The organism is Paracraurococcus ruber, from assembly GCF_004353985.1.
In the GTDB taxonomy this organism is placed as follows: Bacteria; Pseudomonadota; Alphaproteobacteria; order Acetobacterales; family Acetobacteraceae; genus Paracraurococcus; species Paracraurococcus ruber.
In genome coordinates this window covers 14,350-34,402 of record NZ_SMOA01000035.1, presented here as the reverse complement: position 1 = coordinate 34,402, position 20,053 = coordinate 14,350, and the positions used below count along the sequence as shown (strand labels likewise).

15 protein-coding genes are annotated in these 20,053 nt (G+C 72.6%); 9 read left to right on the top strand and 6 right to left on the bottom strand.

What is annotated here, in order from left to right:
• Positions 1–99 precede the first annotated feature (99 nt).
• Positions 100–1,737, top strand: coding sequence for a hypothetical protein (locus tag E2C05_RS09440; protein WP_133219366.1), 1,638 nt, complete (start codon positions 100–102; stop codon positions 1,735–1,737).
• Between the two features lie 269 nt (positions 1,738–2,006).
• On the opposite strand, the gene E2C05_RS09435 is transcribed toward E2C05_RS09440, so the two are convergent.
• Complete coding sequence (locus tag E2C05_RS09435) at positions 2,007–2,612, bottom strand: TetR/AcrR family transcriptional regulator (protein ID WP_133219365.1); 606 nt, start codon at positions 2,610–2,612, stop codon at positions 2,007–2,009.
• 118 nt (positions 2,613–2,730) lie between these two features.
• Between E2C05_RS09435 and E2C05_RS09430 the strand changes: the two genes are divergently transcribed.
• Positions 2,731–5,109, top strand: coding sequence for a xanthine dehydrogenase family protein molybdopterin-binding subunit (locus tag E2C05_RS09430; RefSeq protein ID WP_338045124.1), 2,379 nt, complete (start codon positions 2,731–2,733; stop codon positions 5,107–5,109).
• Positions 5,110–5,124: 15 nt separating this feature from the next.
• On the opposite strand, the gene E2C05_RS09425 is transcribed toward E2C05_RS09430, so the two are convergent.
• Positions 5,125–6,324 carry a Zn-dependent hydrolase gene (locus E2C05_RS09425; protein ID WP_133219364.1) on the bottom strand — a complete coding sequence of 400 codons (1,200 nt, stop codon included), beginning with the start codon at positions 6,322–6,324 and terminating at the stop codon, positions 5,125–5,127.
• A 78-nt stretch (positions 6,325–6,402) separates the two neighbouring features.
• A complete protein-coding gene (locus E2C05_RS09420; RefSeq protein ID WP_133219363.1) occupies positions 6,403–8,109 on the bottom strand; it encodes an N-acyl-D-amino-acid deacylase family protein in 1,707 nt (568 codons plus the stop codon).
• Positions 8,110–8,206: 97 nt separating this feature from the next.
• On the opposite strand from E2C05_RS09420, the gene E2C05_RS09415 reads away from it, so the two are divergent.
• The 5 genes from E2C05_RS09415 to E2C05_RS09395 all read left to right on the top strand — a co-directional run bounded on the left by E2C05_RS09415 (position 8,207) and on the right by E2C05_RS09395 (position 14,563).
• On the top strand, positions 8,207–8,896 hold the full coding sequence (locus E2C05_RS09415) for an alpha/beta fold hydrolase (protein ID WP_158292035.1): 690 nt from the start codon (positions 8,207–8,209) through the stop codon (positions 8,894–8,896).
• A gap of 40 nt (positions 8,897–8,936) precedes the next feature.
• Positions 8,937–10,367, top strand: coding sequence for an NAD(P)-binding domain-containing protein (locus E2C05_RS09410; protein ID WP_133219361.1), 1,431 nt, complete (start codon positions 8,937–8,939; stop codon positions 10,365–10,367).
• A 53-nt stretch (positions 10,368–10,420) separates the two neighbouring features.
• On the top strand, positions 10,421–11,410 hold the full coding sequence (locus tag E2C05_RS09405) for an isopenicillin N synthase family dioxygenase (RefSeq protein ID WP_133219360.1): 990 nt from the start codon (positions 10,421–10,423) through the stop codon (positions 11,408–11,410).
• Between the two features lie 201 nt (positions 11,411–11,611).
• Positions 11,612–12,796: an acyl-CoA dehydrogenase family protein gene (locus E2C05_RS09400; protein WP_133219359.1), complete on the top strand. Its 1,185-nt coding sequence runs from the start codon at positions 11,612–11,614 to the stop codon at positions 12,794–12,796.
• Between the two features lie 87 nt (positions 12,797–12,883).
• Positions 12,884–14,563, top strand: coding sequence for a thiamine pyrophosphate-binding protein (locus tag E2C05_RS09395; protein WP_133219358.1), 1,680 nt, complete (start codon positions 12,884–12,886; stop codon positions 14,561–14,563).
• 141 nt (positions 14,564–14,704) lie between these two features.
• Here E2C05_RS09395 and E2C05_RS09390 read toward each other — a convergent pair whose 3' ends face one another.
• Entirely contained in the window at positions 14,705–15,358 is a 654-nt protein-coding gene (locus E2C05_RS09390) for a hypothetical protein (protein ID WP_133219357.1), read from the bottom strand.
• A 161-nt stretch (positions 15,359–15,519) separates the two neighbouring features.
• Here E2C05_RS09390 and E2C05_RS09385 point away from each other — a divergent pair, with 161 nt between their 5' ends.
• Positions 15,520–16,818 carry an alpha-hydroxy acid oxidase gene (locus E2C05_RS09385; RefSeq protein ID WP_133219356.1) on the top strand — a complete coding sequence of 433 codons (1,299 nt, stop codon included), beginning with the start codon at positions 15,520–15,522 and terminating at the stop codon, positions 16,816–16,818.
• A gap of 112 nt (positions 16,819–16,930) precedes the next feature.
• Here E2C05_RS09385 and E2C05_RS09380 read toward each other — a convergent pair whose 3' ends face one another.
• The gene (locus tag E2C05_RS09380) at positions 16,931–18,328 is read right to left on the bottom strand and encodes a vWA domain-containing protein (protein WP_133219354.1); all 1,398 of its coding nucleotides are present in this window, start codon (positions 18,326–18,328) and stop codon (positions 16,931–16,933) included.
• Between the two features lie 13 nt (positions 18,329–18,341).
• Positions 18,342–19,298: an AAA family ATPase gene (locus E2C05_RS09375; protein WP_133219353.1), complete on the bottom strand. Its 957-nt coding sequence runs from the start codon at positions 19,296–19,298 to the stop codon at positions 18,342–18,344.
• Between the two features lie 283 nt (positions 19,299–19,581).
• On the opposite strand from E2C05_RS09375, the gene E2C05_RS09370 reads away from it, so the two are divergent.
• Positions 19,582–20,052, top strand: coding sequence for a tripartite tricarboxylate transporter TctB family protein (locus E2C05_RS09370; protein ID WP_133219352.1), 471 nt, complete (start codon positions 19,582–19,584; stop codon positions 20,050–20,052).
• Position 20,053 lies beyond the last annotated feature (1 nt).

The window sequence follows — 20,053 nt, the reverse complement described above, 5'->3', positions numbered from 1 at the left end:
CCGCGACGGCACCGCCCCGGTGCCGCGACCGCCGCCGGGTTCAGCCTCGCTTCACCTGCCGCATGCTGGACTGGGCCTCCGCATGGGGTTCGCCCGAGGATGACAGTGCCGCTCCGGGTCCAGGATGGACCGCCCGCCGCCCCGGCCACCGGCGGCGTGCCGCTGCGCGCGCCGCTGCTGGCGCTGGCCGGCGCGCTGGCGCGGGAAGGCGCACCGGACCGCGCCCGGCTGCTGCTGGACCATCTGGCCCTGCTGGATCCCGCCGACCGGGACGTGCTGCGGGCGCTGGCCGAGGCGGCGCTGGCGGCCGGCGACCCGCTGGCGGCGCTGCGGCACCTGCGCGCCCTGCAGCTGGCCGGGGAGGAATTCGCGGCGCATGCTTCCCTGGCGCAGGCGGCGCACAGCGCCGCGGTCGCCGCCTACAACGCCCTGCGGGCCGGCGGCGCGGTGGCGGATTGCGCCGCGGTCGCCGATGCCCTGACGGAGACCTTCCCCGGCGATGTCGCCGCCGCCGCGGCCGCCATGGAGTGCCGCCAGGCCCTGGGCGATGCCGCGACCGCGGCGGCGCGGGCCCGGCGCGTGCTGGCGCTGCAGCCGCTGCATCCCGGCGCGAATGCGCTGCTGGCGGACCAGGCGGCGGCAGCCGGGGATGCGCGCGGGGAAGCGGCGGCGCGCGCGCGCCTCCTGCTCGACCCCGCGGGCCCGGCGCATCCGGTGGCCCGGCTGCACGACCTGCATGCAGCGATCAGCCGCCTGCTGCTGGATCCGCTGGAGGAGGCGGATTGGCCGCTGCTGTCCGCGCTGGCCGGCGCGGCGGCGCAGGTGGACCCCAGCATCCCGCTGCCGGAGGCGCTGCGGCCCTGGGCGGCGCATTACCAGGCCCTGTGCATCGCCGCCGACCCGGCGCTGCTGACGGGCGACACGGCGCCGGCGGCCCCCCATCTGGTCGGCGGCGATGGCCGGCCCTGGCAGCCGGCGCCGCTGCCGCCCGGCCCGGTCTTCCTGGCGGCGGCGGATGCGCGCTACCTGCGGCTCTATGGCAGGCTCTTCCTGCGCTCCGTCCTGCGGCATGCCGACCTGCCCTGCACCGTGGTGCTGCACGCGATCGGCGGGGCGGGGCGGCTGGCCGAATTGCAGGCCATGGTCGGGATCGAGGATCCGCGCCTGCTGTGGTCGGCCGATGGCTTCGACCCCGGTGCCGTGACCACGCTCTGCCAGGATGCGGATGGCCCGGCGCGGCTGCCGCTGGCGCATTTCCAGTGCGCCCGCTTCGTGGTGGCGGAACAACTGCTGCACGCGCTCGGCCGGCCGCTGCTGGTCGCCGACATCGATTCCCTGCTGCAGCGCGGCGTGGCAGACCTGCTGGCGCGCCATGCCGGCGACGACGTGGTGCTGAACCGCAACGACGGCAGCCCGCAATTCGGCAGCCGCTTCACCGCCAACCTGCTGCTGGCACAGCCGACCGAGGGCGGGCGGCGCTTCCTGGCGCTGCTGCGCCGGCATCTGCAGGCCGCGCTGGCAGCGCCGGAGGTGACGCGCTGGGTGGACCAGTGCGGGCTGCAGATGGCCTGGCAGGCCGCGTTGCGGCAGGCGCCCGGGACGCGCTTCGGCTGGTTCGACACGGCGCGCGACATCAACAACGTCATGTATCGCAGCTGGCAGCCAAACCCGTTCCGCTTCCTGTCGCTGTTCCATGGCTTCGACCTGGCCAGCCTGCCGGCCGGCATCCGGGACTAGGGTCTGGGGCGCCCGCGCGCGTCCGGGCGGATGGCTGCCGGCCGCTGATGCAGGCTCGGTGATCCGCGCGAGCAACTGCGAGGACGTGGGACGCCGCGCGGCTTGGGGCCCGCTGATCGCAGGGCGGGATCGCGCCCCGGGGCGGTCACGCCATCCCGTGTTCCGTGCGGCGGCGGCCCGCGCGCGGGACCGGAGCTTGCACAGCCGGTGCCACCCGTTCATGGCGCCGCGTCACGCGCAGGGGCGTCCAGGTCGTGCCACGCCCTGCCCTAACCGTCCCGCGCCACCGCGGGCAGGCCGTGCAGGATCATGCGCGCGGCGAAGCGCGCGGCGGCGTCCGGGTCGGGCGGGGCGCGACGCAGCATCTGTTCCCCGACATAGCGGGCGATGCCGATGGCGCCGGCCGTGAGGAAATCCGTATCGGCCTGCGGCGCCAGGCGGTCGCCCAGGATGCCGGTCAGGCTTTCGCGCAATTCCTCGAACACCGCGCGCTGCGCCGGCGTGGCATCGATGCGGACATGCGGCAGGCCGCTGGCCTGGCCGTATTCCTCGACCAGGTAGCGGAAATAGGCGCGGATGACGCCGTCCAGCCAGCCTTCCAGGTCGGTCGCGCGCTCCCGCTCCGCCCGCAGGATGGGCCGGAGGCGCTCCGCCGCATCGGCCGCCAGGGCCCGGGCGATCGCCTCCTTGGAACGGAAATAGTTGTAGAAGGTGCCGGAGGCGAGGTCGGTGCGGCGGATGATGTCGCGCACGCTGGCCGTTTCATAGCCCAGCTCGGCAAAGACGCGGCGGGCGGCGGCGAGGATGGCGTCGCGGTTACGGGTCTTGGTCTGCGCGCGGCGGCCGGAATCGGTGGCCTCGGTCAGGTCCGACATGGCGGCAGCGTGGCGCGCGCCGGGCCCCGACGGCAAGGGGCTTCGTCGCCCCGCGGGGCGTTCACGCCGCGCCGCGATGCGCGGTAGCATCGCGGCCAGCGCCAAGGGGGGATGCGGCATGGACGGCATGGCGAGGGTCGGCATCGGCGCGCCGGTGCGGCGGGTGGAGGATGCGCGCTTCCTGCGCGGCGTCGGCCGCTTCGTCGACGACATCGCGGCCCCCGGCGCGGCGCATCTGCATGTGCTGCGCTCGCCGCATGCGGCGGCGCGCCTCCTGGCGCTGGACGCGGCGGCGGCGCGGGCGATGCCGGGCGTGCTGCTGGTGCTGACGGCGGCCGATCTCGACATCCCCGGCCGGCTGCGCTGCGTGACGCCGCGGCACCGGCGGGACGGGTCGCCGCTGGTGCAGCCGGACTGGCGCGTGCTGCCCAGCGACATGGTGCGCTTCGTCGGCGACGCGGTGGCGGCGGTGGTGGCCGAGACGCCGGCCCAGGCGCAGGACGCGGCCGAGCGCATCCGCATGGACTACGAGCCCCTGCCCTGCGTCACCGACCTGGCGGAAGCCGTGACGCCTGGCGCGCCCGCGGTCTGGCCCGATCTGGCGCCGGACAATGAATGCTTCCATTTCCGGCTGGGCGATGCCGGGGCGGTGGACGCGGGGTTCGCGCGGGCGGCGCAGGTGATCGCGCTGGACTACCGGATCAGCCGCGTCTCGGCCAACCCGATGGAGCCGCGCAATGCGCTGGCGACGCATGACCCGGTCGAGGACCGCTACACGCTGTGGACCGGCACGCAGCTGCCGCATGTGATGCGGAACGAGATCGCGGAATACGCGCTCGGCGTGCCGAGCAACCGGCTGCGCGTCGTCTCGCCCGATGTCGGCGGCGGCTTCGGAATGAAGGAGAGCCCCTTCCCCGAGCATGTGCTGTGCCTGCTGGCGGCGAAGCGGCTGGGCCGGCCGGTGCGCTGGACCGCGACGCGGACCGAGAGTTTCCTGGGTGACAGCCACGCACGGGACAACCTCTCCACCGCCGAGCTGGCGGTGGCGGCGGACGGCACCTTCCTGGCGATGCGGGTGCGGACGCTGGCGAATCTCGGCGCATATCTCGCCTGGCAGGGGCCGGTCTCCTCCACCAACAATGTCGGCGGCCTGGCGGGCGTCTATCGCACGCCGGCGATCTGCACGGAGGTGACGGGGCTGTTCACCCATACCCAGCCCACCGCGCCCTATCGCGGCGCCGGAAGGCCGGAGGCGATCCATGCCATGGAGCGGCTGGTGGACCTGGCCGCCGAGCGGCTGGGGATGGATCGCGTGGAGATCCGCCGGCGCAACCTGATCCGGCCGGAGGAGATGCCGTTCCGCACCGGGCTAGACTACACCTATGACAGCGGCGATTTCCCGCGGGCGCTGGACCTGGCGCTGGAGGCCGCGGATTGGGCGGGCTTCGCGGCGCGGCGGGCGGAGTCCGAGGCGCGCGGCATGCTGCGCGGCATCGGCCTCGCCATGGCGATCGAGAGCGCGGGCGGGCCGCACCGCAAGCCGCTGGAGGAAGGCGCCGAGATCCGCTTCGATTCCGGTGGCAGCGCCACCCTGCTGGTGGGCAGCCACAACCACGGCCAGGGGCATGAGACGGTGTTCCGCCAGATCATCGCCACGCGGCTGGGCCTCGAGCCCGGGCGGGTGCGCATCCTGTTCGGCGACACCGATGTGGTCGCGCATGGCCGCGGCACCATCGGCTCGCGGTCCATGATGGCCTGCGGCGCGGCGCTGGTCGGCGCGGCGGAGAAGGTGGTCGCGCGCGGGAAGCAGATCGCGGCGCATCTGCTGGAAGCGGCGGAGGCCGACATCGAATTCGCGGATGGCATGTTCCGCGTGGCCGGGACTGACCGCAGCATCGGCATCGAGTCGGTGGCGCGGCAGAGCTATGTGCCGGGCGCGCTGCCGGACGGCGCGGAATTGGGATTGGGCGCGGCGCTGGTGACGCGGCCGGGCGACGCGACCTTCCCGAATGGCTGCCACATCGCCGAGGTGGAGGTGGACCCGGACACGGGCGAGACGCGGCTGCTGGCCTATACCGTGGTGGACGACGTGGGCACGGTGATCAACCCGCTGCTGGTGAAGGGCCAGGTGCAGGGCGGCGTGGCGCAGGGCTTCGGGCAAGTGTTCGGCGAGGCGATCCTCTACGGCGACGGCCAGTTGCTGACCGCCAGTTTCCAGGACTATGCGATGCCGCGCGCCGCCGACCTGTCCGACATCGTGGTGAAGAGCAACCCGGTGCCGACCGCGACCAATTCGCTGGGCGTGAAGGGCGCCGGCGAGGCCGGCACGGTCGGCGCGCTGCCGGCGCTGGTCAGCGCCGTGATGGATGCGCTGCGGGATTTTGGTGTTGCGCACCTGGACATGCCGCTGACGCCCGAACGTGTGTGGCGCGCCAAACTCGAGGGTTCCAAGGGGTTGGACGTATACGTCCAACCGGCCCTTGGCGGGGGAGCCTGAGGGGGCAGGGCCCCCTCAATTGCCCATCAGGAACCGGCTGGCCCCCTCGGCCAGCACGCGCACCCCGAGTTCCAGGTCCTCCCGCTTCGTATCCTCGCTCCAGTGGTGGCTGATGCCGCCGATGGAGGGCGTGAACAGCATCGCCACCGGCAGCTTGCGCGACAGGATCTGGCTGTCATGGATCGCCCCGCTCGGCATCGCCTGCCAGGCGCCGGGACACAGGCTCTCGGCGGCGCCCTCCAGCGCGGCGAGCAGTCCGGGATCGCTGAGCGAGGGCTCGGTGCGGCCGATGAATTCCAGCCTTGCGGTGCAGCGCTCCCGCCGGTTGCTCTCCCAGACCAGGTGGTGCAGGCAGGCTTCCATGCGGTCCATGACCTCCACCGAGAGGTCGCGGAAGGAGAAGGTGATCTCCGCCCGGCCCGGGATGATCTGGGGCATGTTGGGGTCGAGCAGGATGCGGCCGGTGGTCCAGACGCTGCGCTCGGCGCAGACCTTGGGGAATTCCTGGTCCACCGCGGCCAGCAGGCGCACCGCGGTCAGGCCCGCGTCGCGGCGCTCGCGCATGGTGGTGCCGCCGGTATGGTCCTGCTGGCCTTCGATGACGATGCGCCATTGCCGGATGCCGACGATGCCGGTGACGACGCCGAGGCGCAGGCCGGCATTCTCCAGTTGCGTCCCCTGCTCGATATGCAGTTCCAGCGCGCCCCTGTAGCGGCCGTCCTCCAGCAGCAGGCGCGGGCGGCCGGCGAGGCCGGCCTCGGCCAGGGCGTCGCGCAGCGTGGCGCCAGTGGTGCGGTTGCGGGCGGCGTCGATCTGCGCCTCGGTCAGGTCGCCGACCAGGCTGCGGCTGCCCAGGAAGTCGCCCCAATGCCCTTCCTCGTCGGCATAGGCGCAGACATCCACCGGCAGACCGGCGCGGGCCAGCGCCAGGGCGGCGATGACGCCCAGCGCGCCGTCCAGCCAGCCGGCGTGGTTCTGCGTCTCGATATGGCTGCCCGCCAGCAGGTGCGGGCCGGCGCCGCGGTGGCGGCCGAAGACATTGCCAATGCCGTCGATGCTGGCGTCGAGCCCCACCTCCTCCATCCGCCGGGCCAGCCAGTGGCGGCTTTCCATGTCCTGCGGGGAGAAGGTCGGGCGGTGCACGCCCGTCCGGTAGGTCCCGATGGTACGAAGCTCGTCCAGGTCCCGCAGGAACCGGGCGGTGTCCAGCTGCATCGCGCGCTCTCCGTCTCTCGCGACCGAGGATAGGCGCGCGGCGGCGGGGGCGGGAGGGTGGTGCCCTCCCGCGCCGGGTCAGGCCTGCGGGCCGCGGACCAGGCGGCCGGGCAGCGCGCCCGTCGCCTCGCCGTTCCGGTAGGTGACGGCGCCGTTCACCACCGTGGCGAGGTAGCCATCGGCGCGCTGCACCAGACGCTTGCCGCCGGCCGGCAGGTCGTACTGCATGACCGGCACGCGGATCTGCAGCCGGTCATAGTCGATGACGTTCAGGTCGGCCTTCTTCCCGGCCGCGACCAGGCCGCGATCCGCCAGGCCCAGCGCCAGCGCGTTGTCCCGCGTCAGCCGCTTCACTGCGAATTCCAGCGGCAGCTTCGGCCCGCGCACGCGGTCGCGCGTCCAGTAGGCGAGCATATGGGTGGTGGAGGAGGCGTCGCAGATGATGCCGACATGCGCGCCGCCATCGCCCAGGCCCATCAGGGTCTGCGGGTGCTCCACCATGGTCCGCACCGCTTCCAGGTCGCGGTCGGCGTAGTTGATGATGGGGCGGTTGAGGATGGCCTTCCCGTCCCGTTCCATCATCCAGTCCCAGGCGAGCGCGGCGGGGTCCATGCCGCGCTCCCGCGCGATATGGCCCAGCGACTGCTCCGGCCGCGGCTCGTAGTCCGGCGGGTCGCCCAGCTTGAAGATCATGTCCCAGGTGTTCAGCCGGGCCTGCAGCATCGGGTCCGGCGTCTCCTCCGCCAGCAGCCGCGCCTTCAGGGCGGGGTCGCGCAGCGCCTGCATCTTCGCCTCGAAGGGCAGGTGCGCGACGGCCTGCCACGAGGGACGGGCGACGAAGGGGTGCTGCGACAGCTCGAAGCCGAACATCAGCCCGACCGGGCGGGCCATCACCTGGCCGGTCATGCGGGCGCCCTCGCGGTTGGCGGCCTCGATCTTTTCCAGCAGGAATTGCCACAGCCAGGGCCGGCTCTCCCGCTGCAGCAGGGAAAACGTCATGGGCCGGCCGGAGGCCTGGCAGATCCGCTGCAGCCGGGCGAACTCGTCCTCCGGCTCGTCGAAGTCGGAGATGACCTGCAGCCAGGACGCGCCGGCCTGGCCGACCGCGCGGCCGATCGCCTCCAGCTCCGCCTCCGGCGTGCCCAGAGTCGGGATGTGCCGCCCGTCCAGCGTCTTGTGGGCGATGGCGCGGGAGGTGGAGAAGCCCAGCGCGCCGGCCCGGATGCCCTCGGCCGCGAGGCGCGCCATCTCGGCGATCTCGGCTTCGGTCGCTTCCGCATGGGCCTCGGCGCGCTCGCCCATGGTGTGGACGCGCAGCGGCGCGTGGGTGACCTGGGCGGCGATGTCCATGTCCCAGCGCCGGGCGCCGAGCACGTCCATGAACTCCGGGAAGCTCTGCCAGGTCCAGGGCAGGCCCTCGGCCAGCACCACCTCGGGCAAATCCTCCACGCCCTCCATCAGCTTGACCAGGGCATCGCGCCGTTCCGGCCGGCAGGGGGCGAAGCCGACGCCGCAATTGCCGATCAGCGCGGTGGTGACGCCGTTGTAGGAGGAGCTGTCGATCCGGCTGCTCCAGGTCGCCTGGGCGTCGTAATGGGTGTGGATGTCGACGAAGCCGGGGGTGACCAGCTTGCCCTTGGCGTCGATCTCCTCGGCGCCGCGCCCGGCGACCTTGCCGACCTGCACGATGCGGCCGCCGGCGATCGCCACATCCGCCTCGAAGGCCGGGGCGCCGCTGCCATCCACCACGGTGCCGCCGCGGATCACCAGGTCCAGATCGGCCATGGAACGTCTCCCTTGTGTTGGCGGCCAGCTTGCGGCCGGGGGCGGCCCTGTCAACCGACAAGCCGGCGCTGCATCATGCCATGGGGAGGACAAGGGCATGGCAAGGATCCTGCTGATCCACGGCGCCTACCAGGGCGGCTGGATCTGGACGCGCGTCGCGGCCCGGCTGCGGGCCGGGGGGCATGAGGTGCTGGCGCCCAGCCTGGATGGCTGCGGGGAGCGGGCCCATGCCATCCGCCCCGGCATCACCACGGAAAGCCAGGCGGCGGAACTGGCCGCGCTGCTCTTCGCCGAGGACTGGCGGGAGGTGGTGGCGGTCGGCACCTCCACCGGCGGGATGGTGCTGTGCCGGCTGGCGGAGCTGGCCGCGGACCGGCTGGGCCGGCTGGTCTTCGCCGATGCGCTGGCGCTGCGCGACGGGGAGGCGCTGCCCGACATCGTGTCCCGCCCGACGGCGGTGAACACGGACCTCACCAGCGGGCCCAGCCGGGCGGATGCCGAGGGGCGGCTGTTCGCCGAGCTGGACCCGGCGACGCGGGCCTGGACCCTGGAGCGGATCACCCAGCACCCGATCGCGCCCATGGTGGCGCCGGTGGTCCTGCCGCGCTTCTGGGGGATGAGGGTCCCGACGAGTGTGATCTGGTGCCGCCGCAGCCAGAACCCGCCGGTGGCCCATCAGCGCCGGCTGGCCGAGGCGATGGGTGCCGCCTGGCACGAGCTGGACACCGGCCACTACCCCATGCTGAGCGAGCCCGAGGCCCTGGCGCGGCTGATCGTTGCCGGATAGCGCCAAGGGCCTATCTTGTTCGGCGCAGCAGGAGTGACCGATGCCCGCGCCGCAGAGCCTCGTCGAACTGGAAGCCGACCTCGCCCGGGACCTGGAGCTGACGGCGCATCCCCGCGCCCCCTGGCTGGTGCCGAAGACCAGCGGCGGAAGGCCGGTGCTGGACTGCCTGGTGATCGGCGCCGGGCAATGCGGGCTGGCAGTGGCGCATGCCCTGAAGCGCGACAAGGTGGACAACATCCTGGTGGTGGACCGCGCCGCGCCCGGCCGGGAAGGCCCCTGGGTCACCTTCGCCCGCATGCGCCACCTGCGGTCGCCCAAGAACCAGATCGGGCCGGACCTGAAGCTGCCCTCCCTCACCTACCAGGCCTGGCACGAGGCGCAGTGGGGCGCGCGGCATTTCGCCGACCTCTACATGATCCCGAAGGAGCGCTGGCAGGACTACCTCGGCTGGTTCCGCCGGGTCACCGGCATCCCCGTCCGCAACGGCGTCGCGGCCGGCGCCATCGCCCCCGCCCGCACCGATGACGGCCTGCCCTGCCTGGCGGTCGAGACCAGCGACGGCCCCATGCTGGCCCGCAAGGTGGTGATGGCGACCGGGCAGGAGGGCGTCGGGTACTGGTGGATGCCGGAATTCGTCGCCGCGCTGCCGAAGGCCCTGCGCGCGCATGCCGCCGATGCCATCGACTTCGCCGCGCTCGCTGGCCGCGTGGTGGCGGTGCTCGGCGCCGGCGCCTCGGCCTTCGACAATGCCGCGACGGCGCTGGAGGCCGGCGCCGCCGAGGTGCACCTGTTCTGCCGCCGGGCCGAGCCGATGGATGTGCAGCCCTATCGCTGGCTGACCTTCGCCGGCTTCCTGCGGCACATGCACGAGATGCCGGACGATTGGCGCTGGCGCTTCATGGCGAAGGTCCTGGGGATGCGGGAGGGCTTCGCGCAGGACACCTATGACCGCACCAATGCGCATCCGAACTTCACCATGCATGTCGGCCGCCCCTGGACCGGTGCGCGGGCGGAGGGCGGACGGGCGGTGGTGCACACGCCGCGCGGCGACTTCGCGGCGGATTTCCTCATCTGCGGCACCGGCGTGCGGATGGACCCGGCCGCCGTGCCGGAACTGGCGCGGTGCCACCACAACATCGCGCAGTGGCAGGACCGCTACGCGCCGCCCGCGGAGGAGGCGAACCCGCGCCTCGGCGAGTTCCCCTACCTGAACGCCGACAGTTCCTTCGCCGAGAAGCGGCCGGGCGAGACGCCCTGGATCCGCGACATCCACCTCTTCGGCATCGGCACCTCGATGTCTTTCGGCCCGGCCGGCAGCTCGATCAACGCCATGGCCATCTCCGCGCCGCGCGTCGCCGCCGGCGTCACGCGTGGGCTGTTCGAGGCGGACCTGCCGCGGCTTTGGGACAGCCTGAACGCCTATGACCTGAAGCAGGTGGTGCTGGACATGACGAAGGTGGCGGCGGAGTAGCGCCGCCTGGCCGCCCGTGCTGCACTCCGAAGGACGCAGCGCGGAGACCGCCCATGAGCCTCGCCGATGGCCGCATCCCCGTCCTCGATATCGGCCCCGCCCTGGCCGGCGCCCCCGGCGCGGCGGAGGACCTGGCCGCGCGCATCGCCCGCACCTGCGCGGATACCGGCTTCCTGGTGCTGGCCGGCCATGGCATCGACCCGGCGCTGCCGGCCGGCTGCTTCGACGCCGCGGCGCAGGTCTTCGCCCTGCCGGACGATGAGAAACTCGCCCTGAAGGTCGGGGAGTACAATATCGGCTACCTGCCGACCGGGGCGCAGGTCATCCGCACCTCCAAGGTCGCGGAGGTGAAGAAGCCGAACCTGAACGAGAGCTTCTACATCATCCGCGACTATCCGCCGGACCACCCGGCGGTGCTGGAGAAGCGGCCCTTCGTCGCGCCCAACCGCTGGCCGCCCGGCCTGCCGGCCTTCCGGGCGGCGGCCCTGGCCTATTTCGCCGCCATGGAGGCGCTGGCGCAGCGGCTGCTGCCGGTCTTCACCATGGCGCTGGGCATGCCGCCCGGATACCTGGCGGGCGACTTCCGCGACCCGACCTGCACCCTGCGGCTGATCCGCTACCAGCCGCAGCCGGACCCGGAGGAGGGCCGCTTCGGCTTCGCCCCGCATATCGACACGAATTTCATCACCTTCCTGGCGCAGTCGGCCCTGCCGGGGCTGGAGGTCCGCACCGCCGAGGGGGAATGGCTGCGCCCGCCCGCCATCCCCGGCACCTTCGTGGTGAACACGGCGGAGATGCTGGGCCGCTATTCCAATGGCCGCTTCACGCCGACGCCGCACCGCGTGCTGAACCAGAACAACGCCATGCGCTACGCCATCCCCTTCTTCTTCGGCCCGGACAACGATGCGGTGATCCGCCCGGTGCCGAGCTGCGTGACGGCGGACAACCCGGTGCGGTTCGAGCCGCTGCTCTACGAGGACCACCGCCGGCAGCTGAACCTGCGCAATTTCGCCCATCGGCAGGCGCAGCCGGCGGTGGGTTGAGGAGGGCGCCGCCCTCCTCAAACTCCACCCGCCAAGGGCCGAAAGGCCCTTGGAACCCTCGAGGCTGACTCAGGCCGGTCCAGGGGTCGCCTGACCCCTGGCGGGGGAGGGTGCGGGAGGGGGCAGCGCCCCCTCCCGTGACGGCCCCATCCACCCGGGTCTATCCTGCCCGCCAACGCAAGCTCATCGGGGAAACGGATCATGGACGGCTTCGACATCGGCGGCATCCCGGCGCTGGCCGAGGAGCACCGCATGGTGCGCGACCTGGTCGTGAAATTCGTCGAGCGCGACCTGATGCCGCTGGAGCCGGCGGTGCTGAAGCGGGAGGCCGAGGGCCAGCGCTACGGCCTGACGCCGGAGGAAGAGGCGCCGCTGCTGGCCAGGTGCAAGGAACTGGGCCTCTGGGGCCTCGACGTGCCGGAGGAATTCGGCGGCGCCGACCTGCCGCTCGCGGCGCTGATGGCGGTCGAGGAGGAGATGGGCCGCACCGTCACCCCCTTCATCTTCCCGCCGGACAGCCCGAACCTGCACATGCTGAAGGCGGTGGCGAACCCGGAGCAGCGGAAGAAATACCTCGACCCCTATGCGCGGGGGGAGGCCCGCTCCTCCATCGCGATCTCCGAGCCCGGGGCCGGCGGCGACCCGGCGGGCATGACCACGCGGGCGGTGAAGGACGGCGATGGCTGGGTCATCAACGGCCGCAAGATCTGGGTCAGCGGCGTGCCGCGGGCCGATTTCATCATTCTCATGGCCCGCACCGGCGAAGGGAAGCGGCAGGAGGGCGTGACGGCCTTCATCGTCGAGCGCGGGACGCCCGGCTTCGTCATCGAGCGCGAGATCCCGATGATCGGCGGCCGCCGGACCTATGAGCTGGTCTTCGAGGATTGCCGCGTGCCGGACAGCCAGGTGCTGGGGGCGCTCGGCGCCGGCTATGCGCCCATGCAGCTCCGTCTCAACATCCGCCGCCTGCAGATGGGCGCCCGCTGCACCGGCATGGCGCGCCGCGCGCTGGCGATGCTGTGCGAGCAGGCGAAGAACCGCACCACCTTCGGCGTGAAGCTGGCCGACCGCCAGGCGATCCAGTGGTGGATCGCCGAGGCGGCGACGAAGATCCATGCCTGCCGCCTGATGGTGCGCGATGCCGCCGCCAAGCTCGGCGCCGGCGAGGATGTCCGCAACGAGGCGTCCATGATCAAGGTCTTCGCCACCGAGATGGCGCAGGAGGTGATCGACAACGCCATGCAGGGCTTCGGCGCCATGGGCATGACGAAGGAACTGCCCCTGCAGCTGATGGCGGCGCAGGTGCGCGTGCAGCGGATCTATGAGGGGCCGAGCGAGGTGCACCGCATGGCGATCGCCAAGCGCATCCTGAAGACCGGCATCTGAGGCGCGGCGGGGAGGCGCTTCCCGCACTCTCCGGCCCGCGCATCGCATCCGGGCCGGGGCCAACCAGCATCGGGGGGAACGGACACCATGTCGGACAGCGCCTATTATGTCGGCGACCTCGTCGCGGAATTCCTCTCCCGCATCGGGGTCACCACCTGCTTCGGCATCGTCTCGGTCCACAACATCCCGATGCTGGACGGCATCGGGCGGCGCAACGCCATCCGCTACGTGATGGCCCGCGGCGAGATGGGCGGGGCGCATATGGCCGATGCCTATGCCCGCGTCTCCGGCCATCTCGGCGTGCTCTTCTCCTCCACCGGGCCGGGCGCGGCCAATGCCGTGCCGGGGCTGGCGGAGGCGCAATTCGCCGGCTCCCCCGTGCTGCACATCACCGGCCAGACGCCGACCAAGTTCATCGACCGCGAGCTTGGCACGGTGCATGACCTGCCGGGCCAGCCGCAGATGCTGGGGGCGGTCTGCAAGGGCATGTTCCGCGTGCGGTCGGCGCCGGAGGCGCTGGGGGTGCTGACCCAGGCCGCGGCGCTGGCGCTGACCGCGCCGCGCGGGCCCGTGTCCGTCGAGATCCCGATCGACATCCAGCGCACCGCCATCGCGCGCCCGGCGGCGCTGGACGGGCTGGTGCTGCCGGTGCCGCCGCCCCTGCCGCCCGCCGAGGCGGCGCTGGAGGAAGCCGCCGAGATCCTGGCGCGGGCGAAGCGGCCCATGCTCTGGCTCGGCAATGGCGCGAAGGAGGCCGGGGCGGCTGCCAGCCGCCTGATGGAGCTCGGCTTCGGCGTCGTCTCCTCCTGGAACGGGCGCGGCATCGTGCCCGAGGACCACCCGATGTCGCTCGGCGGCCTGCACGGCAACGGCTCCGCCCGGGTGCAAGATTTCTACAGGTCGGTCGATGCGATGCTGGTCGTCGGCTCCCGGCTGCGCGGCCATGAGATGATGGAGTTCGCGCTCAAGCTGCCGGAGACGCTGGTGCGGGTGGATGTGGACCCGCGCGCCGATGGCCGCGGCTATGCCAGCCAGGCCTTCGTCTGCGGCGACGCTGGGCTGACCATGGATGCGCTGGCCGACCGCCTGCGCGGCCGCATCCAGGTGGCCCCCGGCTACCGGGAGGAATTCGCCGCCATGAAGCGGGAGGCGGTGGCGGAATACTGCACCCAGCTCGGCCCCTATGCCGAATTCCCGGCCCTGCTGCGGGACGCCATGCCGCGCGACGCGCTCTGGGTGCGCGACATCACCATCAGCAACTCCGCCTGGGGCAACCGCATCTTCCCCGTGTATGGCCCGCGCGATGCCGTCCACCCCGTCAGCGCCGCCATCGGGCCGGGCCTGCCGCTCGGCATCGGCGCCGCCATGGCGGGAGGGGGCCGCAAGGCCATCGCCATGGTCGGCGATGGCGGCTTCCAGGTGAACCTGCAGGAGCTGTGGACGGCGGTGCAGGAACGCGCCGAGCTGGTCATCATGGTGATGAACGACCGCGGCTACGGCGTCATCAAGCACATCCAGGGTGCCTTCCAGGATGGCCGCTTCTACTTCGCCGACCCGGCGGGGCCGGACCTGCCCGGCCTCGCCGCCCTGGCCGGCCTGCCCTATTTCCGCGTCGGCTCGGCGGCCGAGCTTGGCCCGCAGGTGGCGAAGGCCTTTGCCACCCCGGGGCCGAGCCTGGTGGAGGTGGACATGACCGCCATCGGCGCCTTCCCGCCCTATGCGCCCTTCAACCGCATGGGCATCTGGGCGAAGCAGGCGGCGGAATAGGGCAGGACCGGGGGTCCGCCTGCACGGCAGCAGGCGACACCGCCGTCGGGCCCGGGTCGTGGGGCGGGCGCTCGCCCTGCGGCAGCCCGGCCCCGGCATCCGGCCCCCAGGCGGGGATCGGACGCGGCGATGCCCGCCGGCTCAGCGATACCCGCCGCCGCCGCCGCCATCGCCGCCGACCCCGCGCGGGGAGCCCAGGCGGTCGTTCCGGTCCAGTTCCTGCGCCGTCAGCGCCGCCGCCGCGGCCGCGCGCGGCATGCTGGGCATGGATGCCAGCGTCTGCAGCGTCGCCGCCCCGCCCCGGGTGAAGGCCGGGCCGGACAGAACCCGTTCCGCCGCCGCCTGGTCGCCCGCCCGCAGCGCGCGGGATGCGGCATAGAGCGCATCCACCACCTGCTGGGTCGGCGCATTGGGCGCGATGCCGAAGGCCTGCGCCACTTCCTGCTGCCCGGCCAGCAATTCGACGCCGACGGTCGGGTTGAAGCCGCGCCAGCGCGGGCCATAGGGGATCTCGGTGGTCAGGAACTCGTAATTCGCCACCGCGCGCGCCGCCATGTCCGGCTTGCCGGCGACGCTGCCCGGGTTGGGGAAGACATAGGCGGTGTTGAGGATCGCCGCCCGCACCGGGTCGCCGGCGCCCACGACGGCATCGCTCGGCAGGCTGGCCCAGCCATTCGCCGGCTGGTCGGGGATGGTGGTGCAGGCGCCCAGCAGCGGCAGGGCGAGCAGCGCCGCGCGCAGCGCGGGCCCGGGTCGGAAGGGATCGGCGGCCATGGTGTTCGTGTCCTCCTGCAAGCTGCATCCCGGGTCGGGTCGACTCAACGGCGGCCCGGCCGGATTGTCGCTCGGCGCAACGGTGTCATCTGTCATCCCGGCGCGAGGGATCAAGGCCAGGCCGGCTTTGCGGCCGGCCGCAGGGGTGCATAATCCGGGCAAGATCGGGGGAAACGCGGGACATGAGCGGCAGCAGCACGGGTGGGACGGGCCGGCCGGCCGGCTGGGGCGCGGCCGGCGCCACGGAGACGCCGGCGGGCCGGCTGCGGCGCCGCTTCCCTACCTTCAACGACCTGCAGGCCCGGGCGAAATGGCGGGTCGCCCGCTTCGCCTATGACTTCGTGGCCGGCGGCGTCGGCGACGGCGCGCCCAATGTCGCACATAACCGCGCCGCCATGGATGCGGTGCGGATCGTGCCGCGCTACGCGCTCGACCTCTCCGGCGTCAACATCGCCACCCGGCTGTTCGGCCGGGACTATGCCGCGCCGGTCGGCGTCGCGCCCATGGGCAATGTCGGCATGGTCTGGCCAAGGGCGGACGCCATCCTGGCCGCCGCGGCGCAGCAGGCGCGCATCCCCTATGTCTCCTCCACCGTCGCCAATGTGGGGATGGAGGAGCTGGCGCGCATCGCGCCGGACAGCCTGTGGTTCCAGCTCTATGGCCTGCCGGCGGATGGGCATCGCCTGTCGCTCGACCTGATCCGCCGGGCGGAGGCGGTGGGCGCGCATGCGCTGGTGGTGACGCTGGACGTGCCGATGCGGCAGAAGCGCGTGCACGACGTGCGCAACGGCCTGGTCGTGCCGTTCAGGTACCGGCCGCGCACCCTGTTCGACATCGCCCGCGCCCCCTTCTGGGCGCTGGAGATGCTGCAGAAGGGCCAGCCGCGCTTCGAGAACATGCGGAAATATGTCGGCGAGAATGCCTCGATCGCCGAGCTTGCCAGCTTCGTCACCCAGCACATGACCACCGGCGTCACCTGGGACGACATCGCCCGGTTCCGGGAAGCCTGGCCGCGCGCCCTGGTGCTGAAGGGCATCCAGCACCCGGCGGATGCGGAACGCGCCGTGGCGCTGGGGGTCGACGGCATCTGGGTCTCCAACCATGGCGGGCGGCAATTCGACGCCGCGCCGGCCTCCATCGACACGGTGCCGGCCATCGCCGCCGCGGTCGGCGGGCGGGCGAAGATCCTCTATGACGGCTCGATCCGCTCCGGCCTCGACGTGCTGCGGACGCTGGCGGTGGGGGCGGATTTCTGCTTCGCCGGCCGGGCCTTCCTGCTCTCGGTCGCCGCCATCGGCCAGGCGGGCGGCGACCACGCCACCGCCGCCTTCATGGAGGAGATCCGCGGCACCTTCGGCCAGGCCGGCATCCGCAGCGTGGAGGAGGCGCAGCAGGCGACCGTGCTGCACCCGAATGCCGTGCCGTTCGAACCGGACGGCAATACCCAGGGCTTCGAGGCGCCGCGGCGAAGAACGGCGTAGAGCGGATCGCGGGAGGGCGTGAACGCCCGGACGCGAGACTCCGCTCTGCAACCAATAGGATAGGGCGGCTCGCGCCGGGGCCTGAGGCGAGGCCCCGGCCCCCGGCCTGGCGTCAGCCGCCGTCGCGCAGCAGCTCGCCGACCACCCGTTCCAGGTGCTGCAGCGTGTTGCACACCGCCACCACGCGGCAATGCGGGGCGTAGCGCGGCATGTCGGAATCGCCGGTGCCCCAGAGCGTGCGCATCTCCGGGTTCAGCCAGACCACCTGCTTCGCGCGGTTCGCCATGCGCGCCAGCACCTCCGCCTGCGGGTCGGTGCGGTTGCCGCGGCCATCGCCCAGCACGATCACCGTCGTCTGGCTGTCCAGCAGGCGCATATGCTCCCGCTCGAAATCCTGCAGCGCCATGCCGTAGTTGGAGGAGCCGAAGCCGGCCCGCGCCATCACCTCCGGCACCGCCTGCTCGATCGGCAGCCGCTCCAGCACGTCGGACACGTCCACGAGGTTGCCGGAGAAGGCGAAGGACCTGAGGCCGGACAGCGCCTCGTTCAGCGAATAGAGGAACAGCAGCAGGAATTGCGCGATGGCGGCGACCGAGCCGCTGACGTCGCACAGCACCACCAGCTTCGGCTTCTGGATCCGCTCCTGCTTCCAGACGACATGGAAGGGAATGGCGTCCCAGCCCATGTTGCGCCGCAGGGTGCGGCGGACATCCAGCACGCCGCGCCGGTCCCGCTTGCGGTTGCGGCCATATTGCGTCGCCAGCCGCCGCGCCATGGCGCGCACCAGCACCCGCATCCGCTCATAGTCGCGCCGGTCGATGGCGGACAGCCGCGTCTGCTGCAGCATCCGCTCGCGGAAGGCCTCGTTCTCCCCGCGGGCAAACAGCGCCAGGTTCTGCTCGACGAAGTCGCGCACCTGGTCGCGCAGCCGGTCGCGGCCCTGGCGCAGCCGGTCGTCGCCGGTCCGGGCGATCTCCCGCTCCAGCGCCTGCAGGCCCATGCGGTCCAGGATGCGTCGGGTGAAGAGGTTCACCTGGGTGAAGAGCGCGATGTTGGACAGTCCGGCGTCCTGCGCCGCCCGCTCCACCGCCGCGGCCAGCCCGGCCTGATCACCCGCCAGCAGCATGCGGGCCAGGGCGCTGCCGCCCGGGCCCTGGCCCTGGCCTTCGCCGCCCTGGCCTTCGCCCCCTTGGCCTTCGCCCCCCTGGCCCTCGCCCCCTTGGCCCTCGCCCGCCGCGTCGCCGCGCGGCGGCCCGTCCCCGGGCGTCGCCTCGTCCTGCGCCGCGCCGCCGAAATCCCCGCGCCGGAAGAAAAGGTCGAAGACCTCGGCGAAGGCGCGCTTCTCCTCCACCGTCTTGGCCATCACCAGGGACAGCGTGTCGCGCAGCACCGCGCGGTCGGCGAAGCCCACCACCTGCGCCGCGCGCGTCGCGTCGATGCTCTCGGCCGGCGAGATCCGCAGCCCGGCGCCACGGGCGGCGCGGAAGAAGTCCAGCAGCGGGCCGTCCATCAGCGGCGCCCCGTCATCGCACCGGCACCGCCTCCCGCTTCGCCTTCAGCAGCAGGTCGTTGAGCTGCGGCGCCACCGTCTCGATGTCGCTCTCGAACTTGAGCAGCACGTTCAGCGTGTCCCGGACCAGGGCGTGGTCCAGCTGCGGCGCGTGCAGCAGCACCAGCACCCGGGCCCAGTCGATGGTCTCGCTGACCGAGGGCAGCTTCTTCAGGTCCAGCGCCCGCAATTGCTGCACGAAGGCGACCAGCTGCCGCCGCAGGTCCTCCGCCGCATCCGGGACACGCGACGCGATGATCCGCGCCTCCAGCCGCGCATCCGGCAGGCCGATATGCAGATGCAGGCAGCGCCGCTTCAGCGCATCGCCCAGGTCTCGCATGGAGTTCGAGGTCAGCAGCACCAGCGGCGCCACCCCGGCCTGCACCGTGCCGATCTCGGGGATGCTCACCTGGTAGTCCGACAGCAGCTCCAGCAGGAAGGCCTCGAATTCCTGGTCGGCCTTGTCCACCTCGTCGATCAGCAGCACCGCCCCGCCCGGCTCCCGCAGCGCCCGCAGCAGCGGCCGCGGCTCGAGGAACTCCTCGGAGAAGAACAGGTCGCTGACGCCGTGCAGCTTGCGCATGGCGGCGTCCAGCCCGGGCTCCTCGCCCAGCAGCGCGCCCATGCGGTCCTTCAGGATCTGGGTGTAGAGAAGCTGCTTGCCGTACTTCCACTCGTACAGCGCCTTGGCCTCGTCCAGCCCTTCGTAGCACTGCATCCTGATCAGCGGCAGGCCGAGCCAGCCGGCGGCGGCCTTCGCCAGCTCCGTCTTGCCGACGCCGGCCGGCCCTTCCACCAGGATCGGCTTGCGCAGGTGATGCGCCAGGTACAGCGCGGTCGAGATCGGGCGGCTGGCGATGTAGCCGGCCGACTGCAGGCCATCCTCCGTCGCCTCGATGGAGGAAAGCAGCCCATGCCAGGCGATGCTCATGCGCGCGGTGTTCTCATGGACGGGTCGTTCCCCTTGCGACGGCTTGCTGCGACGATGCTTCGCCCGATCATGGCCCGGCCGGCGCGCGCCGACAAATCGCGGCCGGCCCGGCCCGGGGCCCTGTCGGTTGCGGCCGACATGGCTGTGGCGGCGCGGCGTTCACAACCGGGCGCACGCCGCCGGCGCATCCGGTTTGACAGGCGGATTCACGCCCCGGGCCGTTCACGGCCCTCCGCGATCCGCTCTAGACTGGCCGGGAAGGAAACAGTCCAGGGAGACTCGGGTGCATCTGTCCGACCGGGTGACCGGCGCGGTCCTCGTCGCCCTCGGCGGCGCCGCCGCCCTCGCGGGGTCCCGCCTGCCGGCGGTGCCCGGCCAGGATGTGGGGCCGGCCGCCTTCCCCATGCTGATCGGCTGCGGCCTCATGCTCTGCGGCGCGCTGATCGCGCTCGGCATCGGCCGCAGCTTCGAGGTGCCGGAGGAGGCGGACGCGGCGCCGCCCGGCCCGCTCCGCCTCGGTGGGCTGCGCGCCCTGATCCCGCCGGCCCTGCTGCTCTTCTACATGCTGGCCTCGGAGCCGCTGGGGTTCCTGGCCACCACCGGGATCATGGTGCTGGTCGCCGCCATCGCACTCGGCGCCCGGCCGGTGCTGGCCTTTCCGCTCGCGGTCGTGATGCCGCCTCTCATCCACCTCGCCTTCTACAAGCTGCTGCGCGTGCCGCTGCCCGCCGGCGTGCTGCCGGCGCCGTGGTGAC

Coding starts and splice junctions, on each gene's coding strand:
- E2C05_RS09415 (WP_158292035.1), top strand. CDS start 8,207: ATGGCAAGGATCCTGCTGATCCACGGCGCCTACCAGGGCGGCTGGATC.
- E2C05_RS09435 (WP_133219365.1), bottom strand. CDS start 2,612: ATGTCGGACCTGACCGAGGCCACCGATTCCGGCCGCCGCGCGCAGACC.
- E2C05_RS09405 (WP_133219360.1), top strand. CDS start 10,421: ATGAGCCTCGCCGATGGCCGCATCCCCGTCCTCGATATCGGCCCCGCC.
- E2C05_RS09410 (WP_133219361.1), top strand. CDS start 8,937: ATGCCCGCGCCGCAGAGCCTCGTCGAACTGGAAGCCGACCTCGCCCGG.
- E2C05_RS09385 (WP_133219356.1), top strand. CDS start 15,520: ATGAGCGGCAGCAGCACGGGTGGGACGGGCCGGCCGGCCGGCTGGGGC.
- E2C05_RS09425 (WP_133219364.1), bottom strand. CDS start 6,324: ATGCAGCTGGACACCGCCCGGTTCCTGCGGGACCTGGACGAGCTTCGT.
- E2C05_RS09420 (WP_133219363.1), bottom strand. CDS start 8,109: ATGGCCGATCTGGACCTGGTGATCCGCGGCGGCACCGTGGTGGATGGC.
- E2C05_RS09430 (WP_338045124.1), top strand. CDS start 2,731: ATGGACGGCATGGCGAGGGTCGGCATCGGCGCGCCGGTGCGGCGGGTG.
- E2C05_RS09380 (WP_133219354.1), bottom strand. CDS start 18,328: ATGGACGGCCCGCTGCTGGACTTCTTCCGCGCCGCCCGTGGCGCCGGG.
- E2C05_RS09395 (WP_133219358.1), top strand. CDS start 12,884: ATGTCGGACAGCGCCTATTATGTCGGCGACCTCGTCGCGGAATTCCTC.
- E2C05_RS09400 (WP_133219359.1), top strand. CDS start 11,612: ATGGACGGCTTCGACATCGGCGGCATCCCGGCGCTGGCCGAGGAGCAC.
- E2C05_RS09375 (WP_133219353.1), bottom strand. CDS start 19,298: ATGAGCATCGCCTGGCATGGGCTGCTTTCCTCCATCGAGGCGACGGAG.
- E2C05_RS09440 (WP_133219366.1), top strand. CDS start 100: ATGACAGTGCCGCTCCGGGTCCAGGATGGACCGCCCGCCGCCCCGGCC.